Genomic DNA, 16,180 nt, shown 5'->3' with positions numbered 1-16,180 from the left:
GCCCACCGGGCCGCCCCCACCGCACCACCGAAGAGGAAGGAGGACGGCGCACGCTCGGCACCGCCCGCTGACGCGCCGCATCCACATGAGTCAGACGCGCATCCTGGTGACCGGCGGTGCCGGCTTCATCGGCTCCCACTACGTCCGCACCCTGCTCGGCCCCGACGGCCCCGACGACGTCACCGTCACCGTTCTCGACGCCTTCACCTACGCCGCCAACCCGGCCAACCTCGACCCCGTCCAGGACTCGCCCCGCTACCGCCTGTGCGTCGGCGACATCTGCGAACCCACCGTGGTCGACGCGCTGATGGCCGAACACGACCAGGTGGTGCACTTCGCGGCCGAGTCCCACGTGGACCGCTCCCTGTCCAGCGCCACCGAGTTCGTGCGCACCAACGTGCTGGGCACCCAGGTCCTGCTGGACGCCGCCCTGCGCCACGGCGTCGACCGGTTCGTGCACATCTCCACCGACGAGGTCTACGGCTCGATCCCCGAAGGCTCCACCTCCGAGGAGCACCCGCTCCACCCCAACTCCCCGTACGCCGCGTCCAAGGCGGCCTCGGACCTGGTGGCCCTGTCCTACCACCGCTCGCACGGACTCGACGTGCGGGTCACCCGCTGCTCCAACAACTACGGGCACCACCAGTTCCCCGAGAAGATCATCCCGCTGTTCGTGACCCGCCTGCTCACCGGTGCGAAGGTGCCGCTGTACGGCGACGGACTCAACGTGCGCGACTGGCTGCACGTCGACGACCACGTCCGGGGCGTCGAACTCGTCCGCACCCGCGGCCGGGCCGGCGAGATCTACAACATCGGCGGCGGCACGGAACTGGACAACCGCCGGCTCACCGAACTGCTGCTGCGGGCCTGCGGCGCGGACTGGGACAGCGTCGAGTACGTCGCCGACCGCAAGGGACACGACCGCCGCTACTCCGTCGACTGGAGCAAGGCGCGCGCCGAACTCGGCTACACGCCGCGCAAGGACTTCACCGAGGGCCTCGCCGAGACCGTCGCCTGGTACCGGGACAACCCCGACGTGTGGAGGGAGGCCGCCCGCCGCGCCGCCCTGCCCGAGCCGTCCTCCGGAGCGGTGCCGTGCTGAGGTGGCGAACCCTGGGCCCGCTGCGGGCGACCCGCGACGGCCGGGATGTCACTCCTACGGCGCCGAAGGTGCGCCAGGTCCTGGCCCTCCTGCTGGCCCGCCGCAACACCGTCGTACCCCTGGCCGCCATCGCCGAGGAACTGTGGTCCGGCCAGGCCCCCCGCAGCGCGGTCACGACCGTGCAGACGTACGCCTACCAGCTGCGCAAGGCGCTGCACGAGGGAGAGGAACCGGACGGTCCCGACGGCGGGCCGCTGGCCACCCACGCGCACGGCTACCTGCTGCGGGTGGGCCACGGCGCGTGCGACGCGGAGGAGTTCACCTCGCTGACCGGCGCGGCGCGCACCGCGCTGGCCTGCGGCGACCCCGCCACCGCCGAAACCCTGACCGGCCGGGCGCTGGACCTGTGCGACGGGCCGCCCTTCGCGGACGTGGCCCACGGCCCCCTGCTGCGCGGATACGCCCTGCGGATGGGGGAGTTGCACCTCCAGGCGCAGGAACTGCGCGTCACCGCCGGCCTGCAGCTGGGCCGGCATCGTGAACTCGTGGGCGACCTGAAGGAACTGGCGTGCGCGTACCCGCTGCACGAGTGGTTCCAGGGCTCCCTCATCATCGCCCTCCAGCGGTGCGGCCGGCGCAGCGAGGCACTCGAGGTCTACCAGCGGCTGCGCGCGGTGCTGCGGGACGAGCTCGGTCTCGACCCCTCGCCCGGACTCCAGCAACTGCGCCAGCACGTCCTGACCGACAGGGTCAGCACCGCGGACCTCGACCTGCTCCCCGGCTGAGCCGCGCCCACCGCCGGCGCCCCGCGCCCACCGCCGGGCGGACGTCCTCGTCCGTGCCCCGTCGCCTGCGGCGCGACGGCACGCCCCGGTGCCCCGGGCGCCGGGGCGGTCACTCCTGCCGTGCCGCGGCCCGCCACAGGTCCTCCACCATGTCCCGGGGGGTGCGCCGCGGCTCCCAGCCGAGCACCGCGCGCGCGGCCGAGACGTCCACCCCCGTCCAGTCGTTGTCCGCGGCCGGACGCAGCTCCGCCGTGCCCCGTTCCACCAGCGTGGCCCGCCGGCCGCTGATCGCGAGCAGCAGATCGACCATGTCCCGGACGTGCTGCGAGGTGCCGCTGGCGATGTTCAGCACCCGGCCCGAGGCGTCGGGCGCCCGCAGCGCCGCGACCACGGCGCGCGAGACGTCCAGCGCGTCGACGAAGTCACGGCTGCTGCGCAGGGGCGAGACCCGTACCTGCGCCGGCGCCCCGTCCTCGCCGCCGGCCAGCAACTGCGCGGCCACCTGACCGAGCAGGCTCGCCCTGGGAGTGCCGGCGCCGATGACGTTCGACAGCCGCAGCACCACCGCGTCCGCGTCCCCGGCCCGCACGGCCCGCAGGACCGCCCGGCTGCCCATCAGCTTGGTCCGCCCGTAGTCGGAGACCGGCTCCTCCGGCGACGACTCCGTCAGCCACACCCCGTGCGGCTGCGGCGCGTACTCGTGCACCGACCCGAGCTGGATCAGCCGCGGCCGCACCCCGGAGGCGGCGAGCGCCGCGAGCAGCCGGTCGACGAGCAGCTCGTTGTTGCGGCGCATCCCCTCGGCATCGGGGGACCACACCTCGCCGGCGGCGTTCACGATCGCCACGGGCCGTTCCGTCCCGATCAGCCGGGTCAGCGCCTCCGGGTCGCCGTGCGCCAGGTCCATCGGCCGGAACCGCCAGGACGCCGGGGTCTTGAGCGGGCGGCGCGCGACGGCGAGGACCTCGTACCCGGCCGCCTCCAGCGCCGCTCCCACGTGCCCGCCGACGAAACCGGTCGCTCCGAGGACGACCACCCGACCGGACCCGGGACCCGGCCCGTCCGGTCGTCCCCGGACACCGACCTCCGTCATGCCGCTCTCCTCCCGGGCCCGCCGAGGCGTGCCCGTCCGTCTCCGCAACCCGCGACGCGGACGCGCGGGGCTCGGCAGCCACCTTGGCACCCGCCGGTCCAGGATCCCTCGAGGCTCCGTCGACCCGATCCGTTCGCGGCCGGTCCTGGATCGGTCCTCGACCGGGGTTGCCTACGGTGCTGTCACCATGAAGGTTCGAGAGATGGCCGTGCCGGACGCGTACCACATCACCCCGCGTCACCTGCGTGACGCGCGCGGCAGCTTCTACGAGTCGTTCCGGCACGACCGGCTGGCCGAGGAGATCGGCCGCCCCGTGCCCGTCGCGCAGGTGAACTACTCGGTCTCGCGCCGCCACACCCTGCGCGGGCTGCACGGGACGCTGCTCCCGCCGGGACAGGCCAAGGTCGTGTGCGTGGTGCGGGGCGTGGTCCTCGACATCGTCGTCGACCTGCGGGTCGGCTCGCCGACCTGGGGCGTCTACGAGGTGAACGAGCTGTCCGCCGAGACCGGCGAGACCCTGTTCGTCGCCGAGGGCCTGGTCCACGGCTTCCTCGCGCTCACCGACGACACCTGCGTGTCGTATCTGTGCTCCACCGAGTTCGTGCCCGGCACCCAGGTGGACATCGACCCCTTCGACCCCGAACTCGACCTGCCCTGGGGCCTGTCGGAGGCGCCGCTGATGTCGGCCAAGGACTCCTCGGCCATCTCCGTCGCCGAGGCCCGCCGGGCCGGGATCCTGGCGGGGTACGAGGAGTGCCTGGCGCACTACGCGGCGCTCCGCGAGGCCGCCCGCTGATCACGGCCGGCCGGCCTCGCCGTCCGCCCGACCCCTAGGAGAGCCGATGCCGCCCGGCACCCCCGCACCCCGCCTGCACTACGCCCTGCTGCTCTTCGCGGACTTCGGTCACATCGCCCCCACGCTGGGCGTGAGCCGCGAACTGCTGGACCGCGGACACCGCGTCACCTACGTCGTCGACGAGAAGTTCGCCGCCACCGTCGAGGAGATCGGCGCGGAGGCCGTCACCTACACCTCCGCCCGCGGCGACTTCTACCGTGCGGCCGATCCCACCCCGGACCGGCTCGCCGAGGACGGCTACGACCTGCTCGTCGACACCGTGCGCACCGTCTTCCCCACGGCCATGGAGGCGTTCGCCGCCGACCCGCCCGACGTCGTCCTGTACGACTTCGAGACGGTCGCCGCCGGCCGGGTCGCCGCCCGGGTGCTGGACGCGGTGCCGGTGCAGCTGTGCCCGAGCCACGCGGCCAACGAGTCGTTCTCGATGCGCGCCCAGATGTGGGGCGCCGACCATCCGGTGATGGCCAGGGGCGCCAAGGTGATGGTCGACTTCATGGGTGAGCACGGCATCGGCCTCGACGAGATGGCCCGCTACGGCGCCGAGTGGGACCGGCGCAACCTGGTGTTCCTGCCCCGGGCCTTCCAGATCGAGGGCGACAGCTTCGACGACCGGTTCGCCTTCGTCGGCCCGACCTTCGCCGAGCCCGCCCCCGGCTCCGGCCGGTGGTCGCCGCCCGCCGACGGCCGGCGCGTGGCGCTGGTGTCCCTGGGGACCGAGGCGGGGGACCGGGGCGACTTCTTCCGGCTGTGCGCGGAGGCGTTCGACCCGGCCGGCTGGCACGTGGTGATGACCCTCGGGCGCGGCAGCGATCCGCGGGCGCTGGGGCCGCTGCCCGCGCACGTCGAGGCGCACCCCTGGCTGCCGCACCCGCTGGTCCTGCCGCACGCCGACGTCTTCGTCTGCCACGCCGGCATGGGCAGCCTCATGGAGGCCCTGTACTACGGGACGCCCGTGGTGGCACTGCCCCGTGCTCACGAACTGGTGTTGAGCGCCGACCAGTTGGAGCGGTGCGGCGTCGGCCGCTCGCTGCCCCGGTCCGGACTCACCGCACCCGCTCTCGCCGCCGCGGTGACCGGCCTGCTCGCCGACCCCGAGACACCCGCCGCACTCGCCCGCATGCGGGAGGCGGTCCGTACGGCCGGTGGCGCCGCCCGGGCCGCCGACCTGCTGGAGACCTGGGCCGCCGACCGCCACGCGGTCCGGGCCGCCGGCTGAACACCCCCGCGCTTCCCGCGCGCGCCCGCCCGTGGGTCCCCGGCACCGGTGCCGGGGACCCACGGGCGGACAAGGGGAGGGGCGTGGCGTCAGTGCGGCAGCGTCACGTACTCGCTCACCGTGTTGATGCTGTGGTCGATCATCTCGTCGGTCAGACCCGGGTAGACGCCGATCCAGAACGTGCACTCGGTGGTGATGTCACTGTTCGTGAGCGGCCCGCTGACCCGGAACTCCCGCCCCTCGTACGCGGGATGACGGGTGAGGTTGCCCGCGAAGAAGCGCCGGGTGGCGACCTTGCTGGACTCCAGGTGATCGATGAGCGCACCCGGCGCGAAGGGCGCGTCGGGGCGCACGGTGATGGCGAACCCGAACCAGCTGGGGTCGCTGCCCTCGGTGGCCTCGGGCAGCAGCAGGTGCGGCAGCCCGTCCAGCCCCTCCCGCAGCCGGGCCCAGTTCCGCCTGCGCGCGGCACCGAACTCCTCGATACGACCGAGCTGCTGGAGTCCGAGTGCCGCTGCCACGTCGGTCGACTTCAGGTTGTAGCCGACGTGGGAGAAGATGTACTTGTGGTCGTAGCCCTGGGGGAGCGACCCCATCTGATGCTCGAAACGCTTGAAGCACCGGTTGTCCTCGCCCGGCTCGCACCAGCAGTCCCGCCCCCAGTCGCGCATCGACTCCACGATCCGGGCCAGCACCAGGTTGTCGGTCAGGACACAGCCGCCCTCGCCCATCGTGATGTGGTGCGCGGGGTAGAAGCTCTCCGTCGCCAGGTCGCCGAAGGTGCCGGTCAGCTGCCCGCCGTACGTGCTGCCCAGGGCGTCGCAGTTGTCCTCGATGAGGAACAGATCCCTGTCCTGCGCCAGTTGGGCGATCTCCCGCACCGGGAACGGGTTGCCCAGCGCGTGCGCCATCATGATCGCCCGGGTGCGCGGGCCGATCGCCTGCTCCACCCGCTCGAACGAGGCGTTGTACGTGCCCAGTTCCACGTCGACGAACACCGGCACGAGGCCGTTCTGCAGGATCGGGTTGACCGTCGTGGGAAAGCCGGCGGCCACCGTGATCACTTCGTCGCCGGGCCGCAGGCGGTCCTCGCCCAGCTGCGGCGACGTCAGCGAGCTGAGCGCCAGCAGGTTCGCCGAGGAACCCGAGTTCGTCAGATGGGCCTTGCGCAGGCCGAAGTACTTCGCCAGTGACCGTTCCAGCCGACGTGTGCTGACACCTGCGGCGATCCTCAGGTCGAGGGCCGCCTCGACCAGGGCCACGCGGTCGTCCTCGGTGAGCACGGCGCCGGAGGCCTGCACCGGGGTGACACCCGGCACGAACCCCGACGAGACGCTGGAGCGGTGGTATGCGCGAACCAGATCGAGGATTTCGGTCTTGTCGTACCCCATCGGCTGATGGCCTCCTGTGTGTGCCGGTGGGGACGAGACGTACGGCCGGCTCGCAGTCGAAGCGGGTCCCCACGCCCGAATCGATCGATCGGGGGACCCCAGACCAGCACGCGGGCGCGCCCGTGGGCCAGCGCTGCCGGACAACTCTAGGGATCCACCAAAAGGCGGGCCCCGCGCCGGGTCTAGGGATTTCCTCGCCCCGTACCGGTCAGGCTGGAGCGTCCGGCCACCGCCCCTCCGACCGACCATCTGGAGACGCCCATGAAACGCGGCCCCGCGGAAGGTGACGCCGACCATACCGTGCTCCTGCGCTCCGGAGCGGCCAGTGGTGAACGCGTCCGGCTGAGCGTCTACGACCTGATGACCGGCACCTTCGCCACGGCCCGTACCTTCTACTACCGGCAGCGCCTGGACGCCGCCGCCCTGCGGGAGTCGCTGCGCCGGACCCTCGTGCACTACCCCCTGCTCACCGGGCGCCTCGAACGGGACACGGACGGCGGCCTGAGCGTCGTCTGCAACGACGCCGGTGCCGTGTTCGCCGAAGACCACCGCGACCGGCCCATGCCCGACTACGGCCCCGGCCGATCGGCCAGGACCGATCTGCGCCACTACGTCCACTCCGTGAACCCCTTCCGGGTCGTCGGTCACGACACCCCGCTGCTGACGGTCAAGGTGACGCACCTGCGTGGCGGCTCCGTCCTCGGCGTCACGATCAACCACAGCCTGGTCGACGGCGGCGGATACCTCGACTTCCTCCTGCACTGGTCGCGCACGCACCGGGGACTGGACCATCCGGCGCCGTCCCACGACCGCGCCCTCCTGGACGGCCTCGCCGCCGGCACGCCACCCGCTCCGGACGACCCGCAGTACACGGTGGTCACCGGACGGGGCAAGTTCGGCTTCCTCTGGCGGGTCAACGCGCGTGCCCGCCGCATCCAGACCCTCACCACCCGTTTCTCCGCGGCGGAGGTCCTCGCGCTGCGGGACACCGCACGCACCGGAGGCGACGGCACCCGGGCGTCCAGCGGTGACGCCCTCAGCGCCCACGTGTGGCGGGTCCTGGGCCGGCTGCGCGACCGGGACCCGGAAGCGACGGAGCGACTGGGCATCGTGGTCGGTCTGCGCACCGCGCTGGCGGACCGGCTGCCGCCCGGGTACTGGGGCAACGCCGTCTCCAACACCACCGCCGCACTGCCGGCCCGTGCGCTGCGGGAGGAACCCCTGGCGCACACCGCGTCAGCGGTCCGTGAGGCCCTCGACCGTGTCACCGCGCGCCGGATCAGCGAGGAGACCGCGTTCCTGGAGGCGCAGCGGCGCGCGGGCCGGACGAACCGGGTACTCAGCCGCATGGCCCTGGACGCCTTCGAAGGCACCGTCGCCCTCAACAACGTCAGCCGGCTGCCGGTGTACGCGATCGAGTTCGGCGCCGGCCGGCCGTTCTGGTTCGAGTACCCCGCGATCCCCATCCCGTGGACCGTCCTCATCACCCCGACACCGGACGACGACCACAGCCGCGACGTGCACCTCAGCGTCCCCCGCGAGGCGGCCGAAGCTCTGCGCACCACCGAGTGGTCACGACGCCTGCACCCCGCGGAACGCTCGCGCGAACGCCCCTGAACCGCCTGCCCGTCCGTGCACGCTTTGAGGAGCGATCGTGCACATTTCCGCAGGGGGCGCGCCCCCGATGGCATGATGGAATCGTGTTCATGGTCGATCACGTCGGCGCCGTCTTCTTCTCCCTGGACTGCGTCCTGGTGCGGGGACGAACCCTCACCCATGTCGTCGAGGAGCGTCTCGGCCTGCGCGCGTCCACGACCGCGGCCGAGCCGGACGACGCGCGCCCCGACGCCGCCCGCTGGGCCGGAGTGTCCGAGGACGCGCTGCGCGCCGAACTGGGGGATCTCGCGCCCCTCCCCGGCGTCCAGGAGACCACCGACTGGTGCTGGCGCAGCGGACTGGTCCCGGTCGCCCTGTCCCTCACCTGGACGCCGATCGCCGCTCACCTGGCCGACCGGTTCGGCTTCCACTCCTACTCGGGCCGGCCCCTGGAGGTCAGGTCGGGCCACTTCACCGGCCGCGCGACCGCCCCGGTGCGGGTCATGACACAACGCGAGTTCGCCGTGCGACGGGCCGACGAACTCGGTGTGCCTCTCACCGACTGCGCCGCCGTCGGGGCGTGCCCCGCCGAGGGCCCGCTCTTCGACGTGGTGGGCATCGGCATCGCCTTCAACGCTCCGGACGACGTCCGCGCCTTGGCGACCACGGCCGCGGACGGCGACGACCTCCGTACGATCATCCCCGCACTGGAACGGCTGGCCGCCCGGACGAGGTAGCGCACGTCCGCACGGCCCACCTCGCTCACCGCCGCCGGCGCGTCCGTGGCGGCGCTCGGGCCGGCCAGGTCCTGTCTGACAAAAGATCCTGGTTGGGTACGACCACGCCCATCCACCTGCGGCAACAGGGGCTCTATTCGCTCCCACGCCGTGGCCCGTCTAGTTTCTAGTCCTCGGCGGCGGCGGTGCTCAATGAGCGTCGCGTCCCTGGGCGGACGCCTTCCCCGCGGCTCATGAGCCCCCCGAGGGGGCCTGCGGCGGGAGCGGCTCAGTAGGCCAAGGCTTCATCCAGGGTGGGGTGGCATTCGATGATCTCGTCGATGCCGACGATATGCAGGACGTATAGGACGGAGTCGGTGGCTCCGGACAGGCGAAGCCAGCCGCCGGCCCCAGTGAGGGCCTGGTAGGCGGCGATGAGGATATTGATGCCGGTGGAGTCCATGAAGGTGACCTGGCGCATGTCGATCACAATCCGGGGCCGGGCGGTGCCGGTGACGTCCAAGGCGCGGCGCAGCTGGTCTCCGGTGTGGTGGTCGATCTCCCCGGTCACGGTGAGCACGCGGATGCCGTCTGTAGCGGTGGCCACGACCGACAGCCCGCCGGCCGGTGCAGCCCACCCGGTGCCTGTCTTTCGTTCCTCGGCCATTCGGTGATACTTGCACATCAAGACCTTCTGCCCGAAGTGCTGCCCTGCACGTGCGGGCGATGCTGCCGCGCCGGTGGGGAGCCGGCGCGGCAGAGTGGTGCGTGTGCCGCGCGGGTGCGGGTAGGCGCGGGGGTGTGAACGGGGTAGCAGAAGCGGGCCGTGAATGGAAGCAGTCCCTGTGAGTGAGGACGGCGCCGCACCAGAGGAGCAGACCATCCAGACCACGATGGCCCTGGAAGGTGACGGCACGGTCATCGCCCAAGCCCGCCACCTCGCGACACAGTTCCTCACCCGGGTCCAGAGCGAGCAGGGCCTGCCCGTCTCGCAGCGTGCGATGGACCTGACGCAGCTGGTGGTCAGCGAGCTGGTCACCAACGCCCGCAAGTACGCGCCCGGCCCGGTGCTGTTGAACCTGCGCATCGCCGGCGACATGGTGGAGGTAGTGGTGTGGGACTCCGAGCCGGTGCTGCCGGTGGCCCGGGCCGCGGATGCCGGACGGGTCGGACAGCACGGGCTGGAGATCGTGATGGCTGTCGCTCAGGGCTTCGAGGTCCAGCGCGAGCCGGTCGGCAAGCGCATCACCGCTCGCATCGCCCTGCTGGACGACCCCGGCGGAGCCATCACAGGACGCAGCCCTCAGTAGACGCAGTCGACGATGCGTGCCTGAGAGGAGCAGAAATGCGGTGGCTCCGTGGCTCTGGCCGGTGAGAGCGTGGGTGCATGAGTAGCATCGACGACATCGTCGCCCTGGCGGCCTCTCACGGCTTGCACCTGCTTCCCGCGACTGCGGATGTGAACGAGGCAGGCCTGGACTACCAGGTCGTCATGGCCTCCGAGAGCTCCGGACGACGATGGGTGCTGCGCGTGCCGCGACGGCCGGACGTCTCGGCCGGGATGACTGCCGAGGCACGCATCCTCGACCTGGTGGGCCCAGCGCTGGCGGCTGACGGCGTTGCTGTGCCGGACTGGCAGGTTCGCGAGCCCGGACTCGTCGCGTACCCGGCCCTGCCGGGGGCGCCCGGCCTGACCCTGACCGGCGCCGGCGAGCCCGAGTGGCACATGGACCCGGCCAGCCCGGACTACGCCGCACGGCTGGGCCGCCTGCTGGCACGTCTGCACTCCATCACTCCCGCCCAGGCCGAGGCAGCCGGCGTCGAGGTGCGCACCCCCGAACAGGTCCGGCAGGCGTGGAGGGACGACGTCGAGAAGGTGCGCGCGGAGTTCACCGTCGCGCCCGAGCTCCTGGAGGCCTGGGACGCCTGGCTGGCCGACGACTCCTGCTGGCCCCAGGCCACGGTGATGACCCACGGCGAGATCTACCCTGCGCACGTCCTGCTCGGCGAGGACGGCGCGATCACCGGGGTGTTGGACTGGACCACGGCGCGCGTGGACGACCCGGCCCGTGACCTGTCCGCCCAGTACGGCGCAGCGGGCGAGGAGATGCTGCAGGTCACCCTGGACGCCTACGCCGCAGCTGGCGGACGGCCGCACCCGGGTCTGGCCGCGCAGGCCAAGCACCTGTGGCAGGCCTCCCCGATCGGGTTCGCCCTGTACGCGCTGATCACCTGTACCGAGGAAGATCGCATGACTGCCGCCGCGATGCTGGAGCAGAGGGCCTGACCTCGCCCACCCGCTTCGGCTCTGCGACGGCCGGCACTGGCGCCCCTGCCCGGTCACTGTCTGCCAAGATGGCACGGTCGCTACGCGTCGGCTGCCCGCAGACCCTCCCGACACCCGCAAGGAGGGCAGTGGATCATCCCATCCCCGCCTCGGGGTAGCGTCAAAGGATGAGTCATCCGCACCCCGAACTTAAAACCGCTCCGCCCCTGCCAGAAGGAGGGCTGCGGGTCATCGCCCTGGGCGGCCTGGGGGAGATCGGCCGCAACATGACCGTCTTCGAGCACGCCGGCAAGCTGCTCATCGTCGACTGCGGCGTGCTCTTCCCCGAGGAGACCCAACCCGGCGTGGACGTGATCCTGCCGGACTTCACCTCGATCCGCGATCGCCTGGACGACATCGTGGCCGTGGTGCTGACCCACGGCCACGAGGACCACATCGGAGGCGTCCCGTACCTGCTGCGCGAACGGTCCGACATTCCCGTCGTCGGTTCCAAGCTGACGCTGGCTTTTCTGGAGGCAAAACTAAAGGAACACGGCATCCGGCCGCGCACCGTGCGGGTGCGGGAGGGCGACCGGCGCGGCTTTGGCCCCTTCGACTGCGAGTTCGTCGCGGTCAACCACTCCATCCCGGACAGCCTCGCGGTCGCGATCCGCACCGGCGCCGGGATGGTGCTGCACACCGGCGACTTCAAGATGGACCAGTTCCCCCTCGACGACCGCATCACCGATCTACGCGCCTTCGCCCGTCTCGGCGAGGAGGGCGTGGACCTGTTCCTCACCGACTCCACCAACGCGGAGGTCCCGGGCTTCACCACCTCCGAGCGTGAGCTGAACCCGGCGATCGAACAGGTGATGCGGACCGCGCCGCGCCGGGTCATCGTCTCCAGCTTCGCCAGCCATGTGCACCGCATCCAGCAGGTGCTGGACGCTGCTCACGAGCACGGCCGCAAGGTCGCCTTCGTCGGCCGGTCCATGGTCCGCAACATGGGCATCGCCCGTGACCTGGGCTATCTGAAGGTCCCGTCCGGTCTGGTCGTGAGCACGAAGGAGCTGGAAAAGCTCCCCGACCACAAGGTCACGCTGGTGTGCACCGGCTCCCAGGGCGAACCGATGGCCGCACTGTCCCGCATGGCCAACCGGGACCACATGATCCGCATCGGCAAGGGCGATACCGTCCTGCTTGCCAGCTCCCTCATCCCCGGCAACGAGAACGCCATCTACCGGGTGATCAACGGACTCACCCGGTGGGGCGCCCACGTGGTCCACAAGGGCAACGCCAAGGTGCACGTCTCCGGGCACGCCAGCGCCGGCGAGCTCGTCTACTGCTACAACATCGTCAAGCCGCACAACGTCATGCCGGTGCACGGCGAGTACCGGCACCTGCGGGCCAACGCCGACCTCGCCATCCGCACCGGCGTCGACCCCGAGCGGGTCGTCATCGCCGAGGACGGTGTCGTCGTCGACCTCGTCGACGGCCGTGCCCGTATCACCGGCAAGGTCCCCGCCGGCAACGTCTACGTGGACGGCATGGAGGTCGGCGGTGCCACCGAAGCGTCCCTCAAGGACCGACTCACCCTTGCGGAGGAGGGCGTCGTCACCGTGGTGGCCATCGTGGACGCGGACACCGGAGCCCTCGCCGAGGCGCCCGACTTCCTGGCCCGCGGCTTTGTCCACGACGACACCACCTTCGAGCCGGTCGTCCCCGTCATCGAAAAGACACTGGCTACGGCGGCCGAGGAAGGTGTCGGGGACGCACGCCAACTCGAACAGCTCCTCGCCCGCGCCGTCGCCAACTGGGCCTTTCGCACCCACCGCCGCAAGCCACTCATCATCCCCGTCATCATCGACGCCTGAACACGCCGCGCCCCGGGCGACGCCCGCGTCCCGGTAAGGACGCTTGGCGGAGAGGCTTCAGGCGCACGAACGGCAACAGTCCGGGGCCCAGGCCGCCGCGGCTCAGGGTGCGACGAACCAGCCTGCGGCCGGCCTCAGCCCGGGTGGCGGCCCGGGTGTTCGCACCGAACAGGAGATGTGGATGCAGGTTCGACTCGCCAGGCAGTTCACTCCTCGGGTCATCATCCGATGGTGTGAGCAGCGCGGGCAGCCGGCATCTGACGGCCGTGTACTTGAGCTTTGCGTTGATGGCAGGGCTCACCCTGATCGGTTTGCCGGGCTCGGTGGCGCCGTTGCAGGCCAGCTTGGCCGAGCGCGCGGTGGCCCTCTTCGTCGTTACGGTGAGGGCCTGGCGCGCGGGGGTGGGCGCCGCGGCGCTCAGCGCCATGACACTCACCACGGCGGCGACGACGCTCGTACTGACCCTCATACCTGCCAGGAACCAGCACGCGCCGGCTACACGGGGCAGCTGTGGTGGCAGGCCACCGGATAGCGCCGGTGCAGTGGGGACCTGCGTCGGTGCGGCGTGTCGCGGGTTCCCACGCAATCCGGTGGAGTCTCAGCGGCCGGAAGTGGTTGGGTCCTGCTCAATGCTTTGCTGACACGGCCCGGCGCAGTGCGAGGAGCAAGGTGCGCATCGCAGGCGCGGTCCAGTCCGCGTGTCGTCGAGTGATGGAGGTTATCGCGGTGGCTGGTTATGGGGCGCTTTCCGACGTGTACGAGTGGCTGATCGGGGACGACAGGTTGACCCCCGCCAAGGCAGCTGCGGTCTACTACAGCGATGTCGTGGGCTCTCTGCCGCCCAACGCGCGCGTCCTCGACTGCGCGTGTGGAACCGGCCAGCTCGCCGTCGGTCTCGCGAGTCTCGGCCTTGACGTGGTCGCCGCAGACGCCAGTGATGGGATGGTTCGCCGGACCGAGAAGGCCGCCGACGAGCAGGGTGTCTCGCTTCGAGCCCTCCGCGCGAGCTGGGACGAGCTGCCCGACCACCTGGAGGACTCCACGTTCGATCTGGTGTTCTGCGTCGGTAACTCGCTCGGGCACGCCAAGGGCGCAGCCGGGCGCCTGACCGCACTGGAGGCGATGTCGCGGCTGCTGGCTCCGGGCGGACGCCTTGTGCTCCACTCACGCAACTGGGAGCTCGTGCGCTCCGCCGGCTCACGGGTAGACGTCCGTGATCGACTCATCCGCCGTAACGACCGCGATGCGGTCGTCAGCTACTACTGGCAGATCGAGCAGCGCTGGGAGCAGGAACACTTCCTTGAGATCGTGGTCGCCCAGATCGAGCCGGACGGGGCAGTGCGAGCCTGCTCGGAGCGGTTGTCCATCTGGCCCTACCGGTACGAGGACCTCGTGGCGCAGTTGCGGAGCGTCGGGCTCACGGTGCAGTCCACCACCTTCGACCCAGAGAGCGATGGATACCTGGTGGTCGCCAGCCGCGACCAGGCGCGAGGCACGTCTGAGCCGGCGCGCTGATCCGCCTTTCGTCGTTGTCGTTGCCGACCTGCCGGCTCGCGACCACCTGCAATCCGTCCTCACCTTGCATCTGACCTGCTCAAGCGGAGTGGAAACAGCTCACGAACTGCCTCGCCATCAGCTCACATCTGTGGCCGGGGAATTACCCGAACTTCCGCCTGGGGAATTTCGCGATCGTCCACACCGTTGCGGCAACCGCAAGGCGCAAGGGCGCGATGTGGGGGATCGGCAGGCGGTCTGACCGCAAGGTGCCATGGCCTCGAAGCGTTGGCCGTGTTTGTCCGAACTGCTCCACGAGTGCCTGCGCCGATCACCCGGCGGCCTGTGTCGCGTTCCGTCCTCGGCTGAGCAGAACGCCCAGTGCGATCACCCCTGGGCCCAGCAGTTTGGCCTCGGAGTGGTGGGCCGCGAACCGCATGGTGTCGTAGTTCGTGGTGATGTCCGGGATGAAGCCGAGAACACCGACCAGGAGGAAGACCGCCCCACGATCAGGGCGGCCTGCTGAACCGGTGTCCGGCGGGCAGGACGGGCCGTGTGTGCAGACATGCAAACTCCTGCCCAAGACGCGAGAATGCCGGGTCGTCCAGCAGCACCCTTACCTCAGGTGGGTAGCGGAGCGGGCTCGCTCCCACATGCCGGGAATCTGCTCCGTTGGACGCTGCTGTTCGCCGTGCAGAGCGTTGAGCACTACCAAGCATCCGGTCAGGGCTGGCACCGCCCACTGGGCGGCGGCCAGCTGCCGCCGAGCCTTGTCCAGATCGATCGGGTGCTGCTGGGCCTTTTCCGCGTCAGCGGGATCGGTGGAAGAGGCCAACTCGACCTTCTTGCCCAGGATGCGGGCGTAGGCGGTGGCGGCCAGAGCAGCGGCGGTGATGACGGTCTTGGCCGCCGTAGAAGCGCCGACACCCTGCTGCGTGGCGACACGGTGCGCGTTCACGGCGAGCAGCCCGCCACCACCGAACAGGTGCGCTCCGATCGCGCCGGCGTTGACCGGTGCCCACTTCGCCCAGCCTGACGAAGAGATTCGGTCCCGGTTCGCCTCCGTGCCGCCTTCGTCTTGGGCCGCCCCGTTGAGGCCTACCGCCCCCATCAGTGAGCCGCCGAACCATGCGGCCAGACCAAGGTCGTGGAGGCTGCGGATGGCGGTGTTGCGTTCAGACATGGCCAGGCTCCTTCTTCAGGTTGCTGGAAGGGCTTGGCCGTCGTGGATGGCGAAGCCCATCCCACCCTCACCGCAAGGTGTATGCCCTGCCATCAGGGCAGGCCAGACGGGTGACGCCGGGGGCAGGACCTGTTTCGACTCCCCGTCCCGGCCCGTGGTTGGGAGCGGGATGCCTGGGGTCTGCGACCGGCGCCTGCCGGCTCTTCCGGGAAGGGCCCGGGAGTACCACGCCGGCATCCAGGGCCCTGAGGCACGGACAGCGTGGGGACGTACCTCACCAAGGCCACGACGCGCACCCACAGCATGGCCTGGGTCGCAGCGGCGCTAGGCGCCGGGTCGGACATTCATGGCGCGAATGCCCGGTTCAACGGCAGCTCTGAGCGGCGTGTCAACGCTCGCGCACTGGATCTTCACAGCCAGGCCGCGCTTCATCCTCGTACAGGCGTGTCGGCGCACCGCTGAGGGTGACTCGGCGGGTGAGGGGTTGGGACGTAGCCTCTCGGGGTTCTTCGCCGGCCGGATGGCACGGCCGGCGAAGAACCCTCACGGCTTGCGTGTGGTCTTCGCGCAGGTGGCAGGTCTCGCGGCTCCGTGACCGGGCAGGCGTA

General features: G+C 71.0%; 16 protein-coding genes. 10 read left to right on the top strand and 6 right to left on the bottom strand.

Annotation, left to right across the window (positions count from 1 at the left end; genetic code table 11):
* Nucleotides 1-85 precede the first annotated feature (85 nt).
* Nucleotides 86-1,102 (top strand): dTDP-glucose 4,6-dehydratase, encoded by a 1,017-nt coding sequence (gene rfbB, locus ACPXCS_RS26340; protein ID WP_425951097.1) that lies wholly within the window; start codon nucleotides 86-88, stop codon nucleotides 1,100-1,102.
* Nucleotides 1,096-1,887, top strand: a complete 792-nt coding sequence (locus ACPXCS_RS26335) for an AfsR/SARP family transcriptional regulator (RefSeq protein ID WP_425951098.1) — start codon at nucleotides 1,096-1,098, stop codon at nucleotides 1,885-1,887. Before rfbB ends, ACPXCS_RS26335 begins: the two co-directional genes overlap by 7 nt.
* Nucleotides 1,888-1,996: 109 nt before the next feature.
* On the opposite strand, the gene ACPXCS_RS26330 is transcribed toward ACPXCS_RS26335, so the two are convergent.
* Entirely contained in the window at nucleotides 1,997-2,980 is a 984-nt protein-coding gene (locus ACPXCS_RS26330; protein ID WP_425951099.1) for an NAD-dependent epimerase/dehydratase family protein, read from the bottom strand.
* A 187-nt stretch (nucleotides 2,981-3,167) separates the two neighbouring features.
* Between ACPXCS_RS26330 and ACPXCS_RS26325 the strand changes: the two genes are divergently transcribed.
* Together ACPXCS_RS26325 and ACPXCS_RS26320 are read left to right on the top strand one after the other, a co-directional pair.
* Entirely contained in the window at nucleotides 3,168-3,776 is a 609-nt protein-coding gene (locus ACPXCS_RS26325) for a dTDP-4-dehydrorhamnose 3,5-epimerase family protein (RefSeq protein WP_365099075.1), read from the top strand.
* A gap of 46 nt (nucleotides 3,777-3,822) precedes the next feature.
* Nucleotides 3,823-5,052 (top strand): macrolide family glycosyltransferase, encoded by a 1,230-nt coding sequence (locus ACPXCS_RS26320; RefSeq protein WP_425951100.1) that lies wholly within the window; start codon nucleotides 3,823-3,825, stop codon nucleotides 5,050-5,052.
* Nucleotides 5,053-5,141: 89 nt separating this feature from the next.
* Here the strand turns inward: ACPXCS_RS26320 and rfbH are convergent, their stop codons facing one another.
* Entirely contained in the window at nucleotides 5,142-6,443 is a 1,302-nt protein-coding gene (gene rfbH, locus ACPXCS_RS26315; RefSeq protein WP_425951101.1) for a lipopolysaccharide biosynthesis protein RfbH, read from the bottom strand.
* A gap of 261 nt (nucleotides 6,444-6,704) precedes the next feature.
* Between rfbH and ACPXCS_RS26310 the strand changes: the two genes are divergently transcribed.
* Both ACPXCS_RS26310 and ACPXCS_RS26305 read left to right on the top strand, forming a co-directional pair.
* On the top strand, nucleotides 6,705-8,060 hold the full coding sequence (locus ACPXCS_RS26310) for an acyltransferase (protein WP_425951102.1): 1,356 nt from the start codon (nucleotides 6,705-6,707) through the stop codon (nucleotides 8,058-8,060).
* Between the two features lie 89 nt (nucleotides 8,061-8,149).
* Nucleotides 8,150-8,776, top strand: coding sequence for an HAD family hydrolase (locus tag ACPXCS_RS26305; RefSeq protein WP_425951103.1), 627 nt, complete (start codon nucleotides 8,150-8,152; stop codon nucleotides 8,774-8,776).
* Nucleotides 8,777-9,044: 268 nt separating this feature from the next.
* Here the strand turns inward: ACPXCS_RS26305 and ACPXCS_RS26300 are convergent, their stop codons facing one another.
* A complete protein-coding gene (locus tag ACPXCS_RS26300; RefSeq protein WP_425951104.1) occupies nucleotides 9,045-9,422 on the bottom strand; it encodes an STAS domain-containing protein in 378 nt (125 codons plus the stop codon).
* Nucleotides 9,423-9,585: 163 nt separating this feature from the next.
* Here ACPXCS_RS26300 and ACPXCS_RS26295 point away from each other — a divergent pair, with 163 nt between their 5' ends.
* The 3 genes from ACPXCS_RS26295 to ACPXCS_RS26285 all read left to right on the top strand — a co-directional run bounded on the left by ACPXCS_RS26295 (nucleotide 9,586) and on the right by ACPXCS_RS26285 (nucleotide 12,895).
* Nucleotides 9,586-10,065, top strand: coding sequence for an ATP-binding protein (locus ACPXCS_RS26295; RefSeq protein ID WP_425951105.1), 480 nt, complete (start codon nucleotides 9,586-9,588; stop codon nucleotides 10,063-10,065).
* Nucleotides 10,066-10,142: 77 nt separating this feature from the next.
* Nucleotides 10,143-11,042 (top strand): macrolide 2'-phosphotransferase, encoded by a 900-nt coding sequence (locus tag ACPXCS_RS26290; protein ID WP_425951106.1) that lies wholly within the window; start codon nucleotides 10,143-10,145, stop codon nucleotides 11,040-11,042.
* A 167-nt stretch (nucleotides 11,043-11,209) separates the two neighbouring features.
* Entirely contained in the window at nucleotides 11,210-12,895 is a 1,686-nt protein-coding gene (locus ACPXCS_RS26285; RefSeq protein WP_425951107.1) for a ribonuclease J, read from the top strand.
* Here ACPXCS_RS26285 and ACPXCS_RS26280 read toward each other — a convergent pair.
* The gene (locus ACPXCS_RS26280; RefSeq protein WP_425951108.1) at nucleotides 12,882-13,322 is read right to left on the bottom strand and encodes a hypothetical protein; all 441 of its coding nucleotides are present in this window, start codon (nucleotides 13,320-13,322) and stop codon (nucleotides 12,882-12,884) included. The two genes, ACPXCS_RS26285 and ACPXCS_RS26280, sit on opposite strands and share 14 nt — an antisense overlap.
* A gap of 284 nt (nucleotides 13,323-13,606) precedes the next feature.
* Here ACPXCS_RS26280 and ACPXCS_RS26275 point away from each other — a divergent pair, with 284 nt between their 5' ends.
* Nucleotides 13,607-14,410: a class I SAM-dependent methyltransferase gene (locus ACPXCS_RS26275; protein WP_425951199.1), complete on the top strand. Its 804-nt coding sequence runs from the start codon at nucleotides 13,607-13,609 to the stop codon at nucleotides 14,408-14,410.
* A gap of 310 nt (nucleotides 14,411-14,720) precedes the next feature.
* Here ACPXCS_RS26275 and ACPXCS_RS26270 read toward each other — a convergent pair whose 3' ends face one another.
* Both ACPXCS_RS26270 and ACPXCS_RS26265 read right to left on the bottom strand, forming a co-directional pair.
* A complete protein-coding gene (locus ACPXCS_RS26270; protein ID WP_425971028.1) occupies nucleotides 14,721-14,960 on the bottom strand; it encodes a DUF4383 domain-containing protein in 240 nt (79 codons plus the stop codon).
* Nucleotides 14,961-15,005: 45 nt separating this feature from the next.
* Entirely contained in the window at nucleotides 15,006-15,572 is a 567-nt protein-coding gene (locus tag ACPXCS_RS26265) for a hypothetical protein (protein ID WP_425951110.1), read from the bottom strand.
* Between the last annotated feature and the right edge of the window lie 608 nt (nucleotides 15,573-16,180).

The sequence above is a fragment of the Streptomyces sp. DT190 genome (genome assembly GCF_049846985.1).
Taxonomy (GTDB): Bacteria; Actinomycetota; Actinomycetes; order Streptomycetales; family Streptomycetaceae; genus Streptomyces.
The sequence above is the reverse complement of the archived record's forward strand: the minus strand, read 5'-3'. Positions and strand labels throughout refer to the sequence as shown.

Excerpts from the sequence above, each read along its gene's own strand:
- ACPXCS_RS26295 (WP_425951105.1), top strand. The coding sequence starts at position 9,586 with ATGGAAGCAGTCCCTGTGAGTGAGGACGGCGCCGCACCAGAGGAGCAG.
- ACPXCS_RS26325 (WP_365099075.1), top strand. The coding sequence starts at position 3,168 with ATGAAGGTTCGAGAGATGGCCGTGCCGGACGCGTACCACATCACCCCG.
- ACPXCS_RS26320 (WP_425951100.1), top strand. The coding sequence starts at position 3,823 with ATGCCGCCCGGCACCCCCGCACCCCGCCTGCACTACGCCCTGCTGCTC.
- ACPXCS_RS26305 (WP_425951103.1), top strand. The coding sequence starts at position 8,150 with ATGGTCGATCACGTCGGCGCCGTCTTCTTCTCCCTGGACTGCGTCCTG.
- rfbB (WP_425951097.1), top strand. The coding sequence starts at position 86 with ATGAGTCAGACGCGCATCCTGGTGACCGGCGGTGCCGGCTTCATCGGC.
- ACPXCS_RS26290 (WP_425951106.1), top strand. The coding sequence starts at position 10,143 with ATGAGTAGCATCGACGACATCGTCGCCCTGGCGGCCTCTCACGGCTTG.
- rfbH (WP_425951101.1), bottom strand. The coding sequence starts at position 6,443 with ATGGGGTACGACAAGACCGAAATCCTCGATCTGGTTCGCGCATACCAC.
- ACPXCS_RS26310 (WP_425951102.1), top strand. The coding sequence starts at position 6,705 with ATGAAACGCGGCCCCGCGGAAGGTGACGCCGACCATACCGTGCTCCTG.
- ACPXCS_RS26330 (WP_425951099.1), bottom strand. The coding sequence starts at position 2,980 with ATGACGGAGGTCGGTGTCCGGGGACGACCGGACGGGCCGGGTCCCGGG.
- ACPXCS_RS26300 (WP_425951104.1), bottom strand. The coding sequence starts at position 9,422 with ATGGCCGAGGAACGAAAGACAGGCACCGGGTGGGCTGCACCGGCCGGC.
- ACPXCS_RS26280 (WP_425951108.1), bottom strand. The coding sequence starts at position 13,322 with ATGGCGCTGAGCGCCGCGGCGCCCACCCCCGCGCGCCAGGCCCTCACC.
- ACPXCS_RS26285 (WP_425951107.1), top strand. The coding sequence starts at position 11,210 with ATGAGTCATCCGCACCCCGAACTTAAAACCGCTCCGCCCCTGCCAGAA.
- ACPXCS_RS26275 (WP_425951199.1), top strand. The coding sequence starts at position 13,607 with ATGGAGGTTATCGCGGTGGCTGGTTATGGGGCGCTTTCCGACGTGTAC.
- ACPXCS_RS26265 (WP_425951110.1), bottom strand. The coding sequence starts at position 15,572 with ATGTCTGAACGCAACACCGCCATCCGCAGCCTCCACGACCTTGGTCTG.